The organism is Pseudomonas oryzihabitans (assembly GCF_032027545.1).
Taxonomy (GTDB): domain Bacteria; phylum Pseudomonadota; class Gammaproteobacteria; order Pseudomonadales; family Pseudomonadaceae; genus Chryseomonas; species Chryseomonas oryzihabitans_F.
Genome location: NZ_JAVSJB010000044.1, coordinates 1 through 9,601, shown reverse-complemented (window position 1 = coordinate 9,601; position 9,601 = coordinate 1). Strand labels below are relative to the sequence as shown.

Sequence of the window (9,601 nt, the reverse complement as noted above, 5' to 3'; positions counted from 1 at the left end):
AATGGCTCAGGCGCTTTCGCGAGGAAGGCGAGTCCGGCCTGCTGGATCGTTCATCACGTCCGCATTCATGCCCGCATGGGACCTCGGGCGACCGGGTCGCACACTTGATCCCGCTACGCCGATCTCGCCATACCTATCGACAGATCGCCCAACTACTTGGCGTGGCCGTCAGTACCGTTGCACGGCGTCTCAAACAGGCAGGCTTTCATCGTTTGGCCGAGCTGGAGCCCGCCCCTGGGGTGGTGCGCTATGAATATCCCAAGGCCGGCGACCTGCTCCATCTGGATATCAAGAAGCTTGGGCGATGCATAGGGGGAAGTTCTCCGCTGTTGATGCCCCTACGCTACCCCCGTTTCTGGAAACGCAAGGGGCGACCCCGGCATGCTCGACTGCGCCTTGCGCTGCTGCTGGACCAGCAGCTTGCGAATCTTCGAGGCGTAAAGCATCTGGTCTCGAAGTACCGCGAGCTGCGGTTCATAGAGCTGGAAGAGCTCAACGAACCAGTGATCCATTCCACGGGTGACAAGCCCTGGCGCATACAGCGAGCCCTGCCCCTTGGATATGGGCAGACGACCTTGCCGTTTCTTGTTACCAGGCACGTCGTAGAAGAAGACTTTGCACCAGACGATGGACATCGATCCCTTGCCGTTATCGCGTACGTCGATGAGGCGGTAGATGATCTTGCCGCCAGCGCGTTCCTTGGCGGCAGCGAGGTACTCATCGCGCAGCCGAAGCGCCTCATCCTTCACGGTCTGACGGATGTCTTCCATAGCCCCGATCGCCTGTTGGAAATTGCCGTGGATTGGATGCACATCGCGTTGAGGGGTAGCTGGATCGTACATTGTTATATCCTATCTATTAACCATAATGCCGTTGAGATTGTCATTAGTCCTGCTGGTCTTCCAAGGCGGCCAGCCTGCCCTTTTTGATGCCATTCACCACATGCCCGTTTAGGTTGTTATTACTAATACGCAAATGTCCCGAGCCAGGGCCATTTATTCTTCAAATCACAATCTGAGCGGCTGCGTGGTTATTATCTATTGTGATTTTGGCCCCCATCGCAGACCCCTGTTAGAGCCCATACCCCTCGATTCGAGAGCCTCCAGCACAATCTTACGCACGGTTTTCTAGATCATTCGAACACCAATCAACCCGTTTAGATTGTCATTACTAATAAGAGATAGTCCTCAGCACCTCTCTCCGATTTTCGTTACAACAAACCCGTTTAGATTGTCATTATTAATAAGAAAATTGGTCCCAGAAGCGTACTTCAGCAGTTTTTTCAGCAAAACGCCTGTCTTGGCATTACGGTGGCGTCGTTACAACAAGTCCGTTTAGATTGTCATTATTAATACGCGTTTGGGTTTTCCTTGTAGTGCTGGTTTGCTGGCCTCGTTCACCCTGTTAAGCCCATTTTCAGACTTTCAAGCACAATCTTTCGCATGATTTTCTAGCTCACCTGAATGCCAATAAACCCGTTTAGATTGTTATTAGTAATGATAGGCGAGCCGGTGCAATTCCTGGTCTTCCCCTTTTCCAACAAACCCGTTTAGATTGTCATTACTAATAAGCAAGTCGCTTCAAGAATCGCGTTTCAGCAAAAATTTCAGCAAAACGCCTTTATTTGCATTATGGGGAAGACGTTTCAACAAAACCGTTTAGATGGTGATTAGTAATGGGCTTTTTGAGTCGCCCCTGGGAGCGACAGGCGCTGGCCACACCCGCCCCTTCGATTACTGATTAAGCCAGTGCATTCGAGGTCGTCGTGCGCAATCCCACCCTGCGAAGGGGGGGAATCTGGGGCTGTTTGGGTGGCCAGCGGTGGCACGCTGTATCTGAGGCGTCCTGGAGGACGCCTAGCCTCAGCTGTGGCGGTTGAGGTAAAGACCGAGGCGTCCCCAGGGACGCCTGACGATCAGATTTCTCAATCCACCGCACTGCTAGGCGTCCTGGAGGACGCCTGGCCTCAGCTATGGCGGTGAAGGTGAAGACCGAGGCGTCCCCAGGGACGCCTGAGGGGCAGGTGACATCGCTCCTGGATAACTCAGCACGGCTTAAGCGTTCTGCAGGACGGCTGAGCCGTGCTCTCATCAGCGACGCTATTCGAGAGACCTATGACCCGAAAGAATCCCACCACGCCTGCCTTCGTAGTAGGCCTCGACATCGGCTACTCCAACGTCAAACGTGTCGACGGCTACGCTGACGCGGCAGGGGGAGACATCGCGCTCGCGATCGGGCGTTACCACACGCCCAATCCGGCGCTCTCAAGCGTTGCTAGAGCGTATGGGGAGGACGTCCTGCGCGTCTGGCGGCGCTTGATCCTGCTTAGCAAGAGCGAAGGAGGTGCGTGATGAACAGTGGTACTGACGAAACCTTGCTTCACATGGCTCGTGAGTGGGCCATAGCCCAGGACACTGCATTCCACCGGTTCTTCGATATCAGTACAGAGGACACTGCTTGGCTAAAGGCCGCTAATGAGCGTGACCTTCTCAAGCTCAGCCAGCTGCCCGCGTCGGCATTCGGGGTCGTCTTGCGGCTTCGCGAAGATGGAAGTGCCGACCGGCATCTTCTGAACGCACCGAGCGTCGTCCAGATCGTGGGTGTGCTCAGCGAAATTCGTGAGGGCCTGTTGGCCAGCAAGATGCAAACCCAGATCTACTGGAATATCAAGGATGCCGACGCCGACTGGTTGATCACCAGTCTTCCAACTCAGCGCCGGCAGATGGCAGCGCTAGGGCGCATCCAGTTCGTCATCCGCAACGGTCACCTCAGGCAGCGTGTCGAGCCCTATCCTGAGCCCGCCCTTCACCGCTTCATGCGCTTTCTGCACGTCAGCTAAGCCCATCCACGCTTTCTAATCTGCTCTCGAGATGTCACGAAATGGACAACACTGCGCTCATTGACATGATGGTAATGGCTGGCTTTCGATGCACCATCATCACCCTTCATACCGACTTGACTGCGAAGCAGGTCACCAGTGCTCGCAAGCGACTGAACGTAGTCAGCAGAGGCGGTTCGGGTCCGCTGCCCTTAGGCTCAAGGATCTTGTCCAGCAAAGCGCGCATCATCGAGGCGGCCCTGTTCATGGGGGCTTATCTGAGAGGCGCGCGCACACCGCTCTTAGGCATCGATGTCGAAGCTACCATCGCGGCGCACCAGTCCTATCTCACCTACCGTGACGTGCTCCGTTTGAATCCAACGGAGAGCTTGTCCATCGACGAGGCCTGGGTTATCGCGCGCGAATACCGCTCCAAGGACGTCGTGATGAGGGTTTGTCGCAAGTGTGACCTTACCTACGTTGCCTTAACCAGTACGAACAAATCCACTTGCCCATACTGCTCCCAGGTCGTTGTCAAAGATCGGTTCCACTGCGATGTCAATGACGCGGCGATGTCTGAGCGACCCGCGGAAGAGCTTCTTGCGTTGGCTCTGAACATTCAGCAGCTGACCAATTGGGGCTACAGCGCGCATGAGATCATGAAGCAGCTCGAACTAAACCAGTCGGAGTATCTAGCTAGCCTAGAGTTACTGGAGCACAAGGAAGCTGATCGACGGGCAATGGTTGAACTCTATCCTGTCGGTGACCAACTGGTTCGTGCCCTGGTCGCGTGTGACTCCGTGCCGGCCCTTCGTTCCGCGTAGAGTCAAGACAGAATTTCCAGCCGCCGCGGCGCTGATCTCAAGATTTGCCGACGCTACTCCGGCAATGGTCCACCTCAGGCGTCTCGATGACGTGTATTGGGGGAGTCTTGGGCCGCTACCACTAAAAGCGACCAATTTCCGAGGCGTCCTGTAGGCGTCCTCGGGGCGTCCTAGGCCAGTATCACTAACAGCCGTCAATTTCCGAGGCGTCCTGCAGGCGTCCTAGAAGCTCTCAATTGTTGCTGCGCTAGCGCGAGGCGTCCTCAGGGCGTCCTACATCCAAACGTGTGGCGGGCATCTCCAGAAACGTTTCCCAGTCGCGCATCAGGGCGCGTCGCTTCTCCAGCAAAGGGCCTCGATTATATGCGGCCTCCGTTTTGGAGCCGACCTGGTGCGCCAGGGCTTTCTCACAGATCTCTCGTGGATGGGAAGTTGTCTCCGCCGCCCAGGTGCGGAAGGTGGAGCGAAACCCGTGCGGAACTGCCCCCTCCAATTTGATCTTCCTCAGCGCCCTGCCTATCGCGTTGCCCGGCAGTGGTTTCTTACCGCGGGCGTTGGGGAACACCCAGATGTCGTGCTGACCCTTCTGCTGCTCGAGCACTTCCAGCATCCGGTCCGTCAGGGGCACGATATGCTCCTTGTCCCGCTTCATGCGTTCCGCCGGTATGGTCCAGCGTCTGGCGTCAAGGTCGAACTCCGCCCACCGTGCCTCGCGAACCTCGGCATTGCGTAGCGACGTGAGGATCAGTAGCTCCGCTGCACGCGCGGCTGGACCGTCCAGGGAATCCAGGCGATGCAGCACGGATGGACAGCTTTCCGCCGGCGCCGCTGGATGGTGCGTGACATTGCGATCGTGGCGCGGCAGCAGCTTGTCGAGGTGGCCACGCCACCGAGCCGGATTGGCGCCTTCGCGAAACCCCAGTGCCTGGGCGGCATCAAGCACCGACTCGATGCGGTTGCGGACGCGCGCGGCGGTGACCTCGATCTTGTCCCAGATCGGGCGGAGCACCTGCAGCACCAGGTCCGTATCGATCTCGGTAGCCGGTCGGCGGCCAAGTACAGGGAACACGTAGCGCTCCATGGAGCTGACCCATTGACGATGGTGGTCGTGGCTCCACGACGAACCGTGGGTGGCGATGTACTGCCTGGCCAGGGTCTCGAAGAGGTCGGGCCCGGCGGCCGGTGATTGAGCCGCAGGCGATCGATGGCCCGGTAACTCAGGCGCGCCCTTCGCGATCTTCAGCCGGCGCCGGTCCGCTTCAAGCCGGGCTTGCTTCAACGAGACCGCCGGATAGCCACCCAGCCCCACGTCATACCGCTGACCTTGGAAGGAGAACCTGAAGATCCAGCGCTTGGCCCCGGTTTTGGCCACACGCAGGATCAGGCCGCGGCCGTCCTGGTAGACGCCTGGTTCGGATAGCTCTTTCACCTGCTTCGGTAGCAACTGGCCCACGGTAACCCTCCACATCGACCGCCGAAGGCTATCACCCAATCTCGAGTATGCGACTACCCAAAGGCGTAAAAACTGCGTCACACGGTACGGGGATCCTCTATCCCCGTACTAAAGTGCCGCAGCCCCATCTAATACTGGGGTTCCTCTTCCTGCTATTAGTCAGAGCCCACAAGAAAACCCACACAGCTGAACCAGCCGCTATCCAAGATATGGTTTTTGACGAGTGTCGACCCTCGCATCTGCCATGGGCCACCGAAGCTCAAGCACGATCGACTCGTGCACGTTTGTTAGCTGACGTTAGAAACTAACCAAACAATGAAAACAAGATTGTTTGTTAGTTTGGTATAGCGTTACTATGCTGTCTTTCTTCAATCCAGAGGCGGCCATGGCGGAACGCAGATTTACAGACGCAGAGGTCATCGCCGCCGGCGAGCAGCTGCTGGCAGGTGGGCGCAAGGTCAATGGCTGGGCGCTACGGACCACCCTCGGCGGGGGTCGCCCCGAAACGCTCCTCAGCGTCTGGCAGCGACACCACACTGGGGTACCGGGTGGGGCCATCCCAACCAGGCCACTGCCAGAGGAGGCAACGGCGATCATCGAAACCGCGGTCGCCAAGCAGACCAAGGCAATGCAGGATGCACTGGCCGGCGCCCTTGACTTGGTAGCGGCTGCGGCGCGCAAAGAGGTCGTGCTCGAGCTTGAGCAGGCGCGGCAAGAGATCGCTCGCCTGGAGGCTGAGCAAGACGATGCCAGTGCCGTGCTCGAAGGCATTGAGGCCGATCAGGAGCGCAGTCAGCAGCAGATGGACGGGTTGGCCAACGAGCTTCAACTGAAGGAAAACCAGCTCAGTGCGATGGCTGAGGAGAACGCCAGTCTCGCCGAACGGCTTGCCGAGGCGGAGGGACAGGCGCAACTAGCTCGGGACCAACTTGCCGAGAGCCAGACCGAACTGAGCCTGGCGCTCGCCCAGAAGGCTTCCGCAGAAGCGGCGAGCGCGGAGCATCAGCGTTCTGCTTCCGCAGCTGAGGAGCGTCTTGCTGATACCCAGGTCGAGCTCCGTGAAATGCGCAATCGGCTTGCCATCGCTCGCTCCGAGGCTGATAGCGCCGCGGGGCAGATCCAGGAAATGGAGCGTACGCGCGCCCAGGATTTCGAGATCCTCACCGAACTTCGGGTGGAGAATCGCGCCCTGGGTGACAAGCTTGCCCGGGCCGACGCTGGCCGGGAAGCCGCAGAGCGCTACTTGGAGCGTGTCCAGAAAGATAGCAGTGCCCGAATCGCAGTGTTGGAGCGCCAGCTTGCCAAAGCGGCTGCGAAACCTGCTTCGAGGGGGACCGGTAAGGCACCCCGGGCAGCTAGCCCTGCTGCAGGGGAATGAGGGTGGCTGACCAGTTCGAAGGCTTCCACGTTTACGGCGGGTCTGCCGCGCTGAAGTTCGAGGTGGTCCTGAACCAGGCGCAGGAGACCGTGCTCGCGGTGGACGGTGCCGGGCGTAAGGGATCCAGTGAAAAATTCGACTGGTCTGAGAAGCTGACGCTTCAGATCACACCTCGGGAAATGCCGGCGTTCATGTGCTGCGTCCTGGGAATCACGCCGACGTTCGAGGCGCGCAATCATGGGGCCGCCGGCGATAAAGGGCTAACCCTGGTCAACCAGCCTGAGCGTGGTGTTCTCTACCTCCGCCTACTCCAGCAACGCCTATCGATCAACGTGCCGATCACCGCGGACAAGGTCTTCCATCTTGGCGCGCTGGGCATTCGGGTGCTGGCCATGCAAGTCCATCTGGACGTACCGACATGCCTGGCGATGTTGCGGGGTACGGCGGGGCGACTGCTGGTAGCGCAAGGACGCGAGTAATCCAACACGGCCGCTGTTGAGCAAGCCGGGACATGCCTGTGCACTGTGCTATGGAGCGGTCGGTTGAAACCAATACCTATGAAACGAGAGAGCTACGTCGTCCGTAACTGGCCGTGGCTCGGCCTGCTGCTGTTGGTCCTCTTCATCTGCACATTCGGTTGGCTCACACGTGGCCTCGACCCTGCACCATTTGTTGAAGTGCATCCTGCCTGGTATGGCTTCGTCGTAGCTGAGCTGCTTGGGCTATGTGCGCTCGAGGCAGGAGCGACTGATACTGCGTCCGCCCGGGTTATCAGCCGCCTTGCCGTCGGCGGTGCGGTGGTCGCCGTTGTCTGGATGTTCTTCTTCGCCGGCTGATGGGAGAAGACGGGACGGCCCCGACCTGGTGAGCGCTGACACGTATGGCAGCCTCTCGCACCTAAGCATCGGCCTTCCTCCGGTCACCGGTACCCCAGACCGGATGACCCGAGGCCAATGCCACCGTCCGGCCACCGATGACGAAGATCGCGCGACTCGCTGTCACCAAGCGCGAGCTTCATCAGGGTCTCGTCGCCCGAGGCGATGCGTCAAAGCGATCGCACCGTACGGGCGCGGTGGGTGACTGAACCTCACCCTACTGTGCTCGGCTTGGCTCAGCTGATCAGCAGGTGCCGATACAGCAGCTCCCGGATGGCCTGCCCATCGCGTAAGATGGCGAGCACCACGGCTTCGCGCCGCTCTTCGTCTACCAGGTATCCCGCTCGATAGCCAGACTTGGCGATCTCGCGGTACCTAGTGATGCCAAACTCAGCACCGGCGGCGGCAATCGGGTGAGCGAGAGGGGACTTTCGGAGCTCGATGGCGACTTCGTCTACGACGCTGGTCATCTTTGCGAGTACGTCGCGGCGAGAAACCGATTTCGCGAGGTGATGCACCTGGTCGAGCGCGCCGGTCCGTGCCGAAGCGCTGAAGCGGACCTGGAAAGACCTGGCGGTCATTTGCTATCACCACCGAACCGCTGCTGCAGGCTTTCTTTCAGCTGTTCGGATGACATGTGCTGGCCGGCTTCGTACTCCTTGGATCCCAAGGCCAGCAGCTTGACCAGAGCGATAGACTCATCGCGGCGGACACGATCCGCGTAGGCCTCAATCACATAGGCCGGCTTGCCGTTCTGGGTGACGATCATTGGCTCGTCCAGCTCGAGGTCGGCGGCGTTTTTCTTCAGGTAGCTGATCGTTTCGACTCGCATTGATAGATCCAGCGTTCACTGTGATGCGGCCCATCCTATCATTCGGCGGCTCAAATTAAAACCAAATAAGGTCCTTACCTGTTGGTGACGCTTTCGTCATTCCCAAATTGGGGTAGGGAAAAGATCCAGGTTCGCGCCCAGGTAGGGAGTGAATCGCCAACCCTCTTCCCCATTTACCAACGACACTACCTATCCAGCAGGAACTATTCGTACCTGTCATCGCGGGAATTGGGGTTTGCCCCTGAGTCTAGGAAGCCAACAGCATGGATCCGATGATGTTTTCGACAACGCGTAAGGGCTACCTAGCTCGTAACTGGCGCTGGCTGATCTGTATGGTCCTTATCGTACTTTTAGCCGTGGCCGCGCTGTACGTACGCACTGCAACCCCCTCTGCCGTCATGAATCTTCATGAAGGCTGGTATGGCTTGGCAATGAGCATTTCGATAGGTCTATGCGGGGCATTTGGATGGAAAGCAGGAACCCTTTCTGGTCGTGCAGTCTACTTGGTCACCTACTGGGGCATCTGGGGCACCTTTGCCTGGCTCATATGGAGCTACTTTTTCACTAGCTGAACGCAGAGCGCCATCCGCCTCCCGCTGCGTGGCTTGAGTGGCCAGCGCAGGTGTCTACTGGCGCCGGCGATCCTCAGCACGCCGCTGGCGCGACGGCGGGGGCACTTTGCGAGCCCTTGCCAAGCCCCGGCAGGCGACCTGCAGGGACCTGGTGGCAAGTCGCGGTTCAGGGAGCGGTTGGCGCTTCTTGCAGTCCGGCCTGGGTCTGGCGACGCCGGTAAAGGACTAGGGTCGCACCCAGCCCGCAGAGCGCTGCGAACATCAGCCAGAAGGCCGGCGAGGCCTTATCGCCTGTCGCGTTGACCAGAAAGGTCGAGACCGCCGGGGTGAAGCCGCCAAACAGCGCCGTGGCCAGGCTGAAGGATAGCGAGAAGCCGGCCACGCGTACCTCGGCGGGCATGACCTCGGTCAGCGCCGCCACCATGGCGCCGTTGTAGCAGCCGAAGAACATCGAGAAATACAGCAGCACCGCCAGCATCCGCTCGAAGCTGGGCGCGGCGGCCAGCCAGGCCATGGCCGGATAGGCGGTAAGCAGGGCCAGGCTGGCTATACCCAGCAGCAGTGGCCGACGGCCAATGCGATCGGAAACGCTGCCGCCGATGGGTAGCCAGATGAAGTTTGAGACCCCGACAAACAGGGTGACGATGAGGCTGTCACTGGCGCTCAGGTGCAGCACGGTACGACCGAAGGTCGGGGTGTAGACGGTGATGAGGTAGAAGGTGGTGGTGGTCATGGAGGCCAGTAGGCCACCGGCCACGACCAGCACCCAGTTCTGCCGCATTGAGCGAATCGCCCAATCATGATGCCTTCTTCACGCAGTTGATGCGTGAGGCTGCGGCTGCCAGCCGC

General features: G+C 59.2%; 11 protein-coding genes and 2 pseudogenes. 8 read left to right on the top strand and 5 right to left on the bottom strand.

What is annotated here, in order from left to right:
* A pseudogene (locus RND78_RS27150) lies at nucleotides 1–179 on the top strand (helix-turn-helix domain-containing protein); the annotation flags it as partial.
* Nucleotides 180–338: 159 nt separating this feature from the next.
* Here the strand turns inward: RND78_RS27150 and mobI are convergent.
* Nucleotides 339–842, bottom strand: a complete 504-nt coding sequence (gene mobI, locus RND78_RS27145; RefSeq protein ID WP_312733272.1) for a conjugative transfer protein MobI(A/C) — start codon at nucleotides 840–842, stop codon at nucleotides 339–341.
* 1,272 nt (nucleotides 843–2,114) lie between these two features.
* On the opposite strand from mobI, the gene RND78_RS27140 reads away from it, so the two are divergent.
* The 3 genes from RND78_RS27140 to RND78_RS27130 are packed head-to-tail and all read left to right on the top strand — an operon-like array spanning nucleotide 2,115 to nucleotide 3,642.
* On the top strand, nucleotides 2,115–2,351 hold the full coding sequence (locus RND78_RS27140; protein WP_312733271.1) for a hypothetical protein: 237 nt from the start codon (nucleotides 2,115–2,117) through the stop codon (nucleotides 2,349–2,351).
* Nucleotides 2,351–2,839 carry a hypothetical protein gene (locus RND78_RS27135; RefSeq protein WP_312733270.1) on the top strand — a complete coding sequence of 163 codons (489 nt, stop codon included), beginning with the start codon at nucleotides 2,351–2,353 and terminating at the stop codon, nucleotides 2,837–2,839. The genes RND78_RS27140 and RND78_RS27135 overlap by 1 nt, the downstream gene beginning before the upstream one ends.
* A 41-nt stretch (nucleotides 2,840–2,880) precedes the next feature.
* Nucleotides 2,881–3,642 carry a FlhC family transcriptional regulator gene (locus RND78_RS27130; protein WP_312733269.1) on the top strand — a complete coding sequence of 254 codons (762 nt, stop codon included), beginning with the start codon at nucleotides 2,881–2,883 and terminating at the stop codon, nucleotides 3,640–3,642.
* Between the two features lie 247 nt (nucleotides 3,643–3,889).
* On the opposite strand, the gene RND78_RS27125 is transcribed toward RND78_RS27130, so the two are convergent.
* Nucleotides 3,890–5,095: a phage integrase central domain-containing protein gene (locus RND78_RS27125; RefSeq protein ID WP_312733268.1), complete on the bottom strand. Its 1,206-nt coding sequence runs from the start codon at nucleotides 5,093–5,095 to the stop codon at nucleotides 3,890–3,892.
* 355 nt (nucleotides 5,096–5,450) lie between these two features.
* Between RND78_RS27125 and RND78_RS27120 the strand changes: the two genes are divergently transcribed.
* From RND78_RS27120 to RND78_RS27110, 3 genes are all read left to right on the top strand, one after another.
* Entirely contained in the window at nucleotides 5,451–6,473 is a 1,023-nt protein-coding gene (locus RND78_RS27120) for a DNA-binding protein (RefSeq protein WP_312733266.1), read from the top strand.
* Nucleotides 6,470–6,952, top strand: coding sequence for a hypothetical protein (locus RND78_RS27115; RefSeq protein ID WP_273808473.1), 483 nt, complete (start codon nucleotides 6,470–6,472; stop codon nucleotides 6,950–6,952). The genes RND78_RS27120 and RND78_RS27115 overlap by 4 nt, the downstream gene beginning before the upstream one ends.
* Nucleotides 6,953–7,015: 63 nt before the next feature.
* Entirely contained in the window at nucleotides 7,016–7,309 is a 294-nt protein-coding gene (locus RND78_RS27110; RefSeq protein ID WP_312733262.1) for a hypothetical protein, read from the top strand.
* Nucleotides 7,310–7,584: 275 nt separating this feature from the next.
* Here RND78_RS27110 and RND78_RS27105 read toward each other — a convergent pair whose 3' ends face one another.
* Together RND78_RS27105 and RND78_RS27100 are read right to left on the bottom strand one after the other, a co-directional pair.
* Nucleotides 7,585–7,929 (bottom strand): hypothetical protein, encoded by a 345-nt coding sequence (locus tag RND78_RS27105; RefSeq protein ID WP_312733260.1) that lies wholly within the window; start codon nucleotides 7,927–7,929, stop codon nucleotides 7,585–7,587.
* Nucleotides 7,926–8,180 (bottom strand): type II toxin-antitoxin system Phd/YefM family antitoxin, encoded by a 255-nt coding sequence (locus tag RND78_RS27100; RefSeq protein WP_273808286.1) that lies wholly within the window; start codon nucleotides 8,178–8,180, stop codon nucleotides 7,926–7,928. Before RND78_RS27100 ends, RND78_RS27105 begins: the two co-directional genes overlap by 4 nt.
* A 263-nt stretch (nucleotides 8,181–8,443) precedes the next feature.
* On the opposite strand from RND78_RS27100, the gene RND78_RS27095 reads away from it, so the two are divergent.
* A complete protein-coding gene (locus RND78_RS27095; RefSeq protein WP_312733256.1) occupies nucleotides 8,444–8,752 on the top strand; it encodes a hypothetical protein in 309 nt (102 codons plus the stop codon).
* Between the two features lie 166 nt (nucleotides 8,753–8,918).
* On the opposite strand, the pseudogene RND78_RS27090 reads toward RND78_RS27095, so the two are convergent.
* Nucleotides 8,919–9,542: pseudogene (locus RND78_RS27090) on the bottom strand (MFS transporter); the annotation flags it as partial.
* Between the last annotated feature and the right edge of the window lie 59 nt (nucleotides 9,543–9,601).

Excerpts from the sequence above, each read along its gene's own strand:
- RND78_RS27095 (WP_312733256.1), top strand. The coding sequence starts at position 8,444 with ATGGATCCGATGATGTTTTCGACAACGCGTAAGGGCTACCTAGCTCGT.
- RND78_RS27140 (WP_312733271.1), top strand. The coding sequence starts at position 2,115 with ATGACCCGAAAGAATCCCACCACGCCTGCCTTCGTAGTAGGCCTCGAC.
- mobI (WP_312733272.1), bottom strand. The coding sequence starts at position 842 with ATGTACGATCCAGCTACCCCTCAACGCGATGTGCATCCAATCCACGGC.
- RND78_RS27130 (WP_312733269.1), top strand. The coding sequence starts at position 2,881 with ATGGACAACACTGCGCTCATTGACATGATGGTAATGGCTGGCTTTCGA.
- RND78_RS27105 (WP_312733260.1), bottom strand. The coding sequence starts at position 7,929 with ATGACCGCCAGGTCTTTCCAGGTCCGCTTCAGCGCTTCGGCACGGACC.
- RND78_RS27135 (WP_312733270.1), top strand. The coding sequence starts at position 2,351 with ATGAACAGTGGTACTGACGAAACCTTGCTTCACATGGCTCGTGAGTGG.
- RND78_RS27115 (WP_273808473.1), top strand. The coding sequence starts at position 6,470 with ATGAGGGTGGCTGACCAGTTCGAAGGCTTCCACGTTTACGGCGGGTCT.
- RND78_RS27100 (WP_273808286.1), bottom strand. The coding sequence starts at position 8,180 with ATGCGAGTCGAAACGATCAGCTACCTGAAGAAAAACGCCGCCGACCTC.
- RND78_RS27120 (WP_312733266.1), top strand. The coding sequence starts at position 5,451 with ATGCTGTCTTTCTTCAATCCAGAGGCGGCCATGGCGGAACGCAGATTT.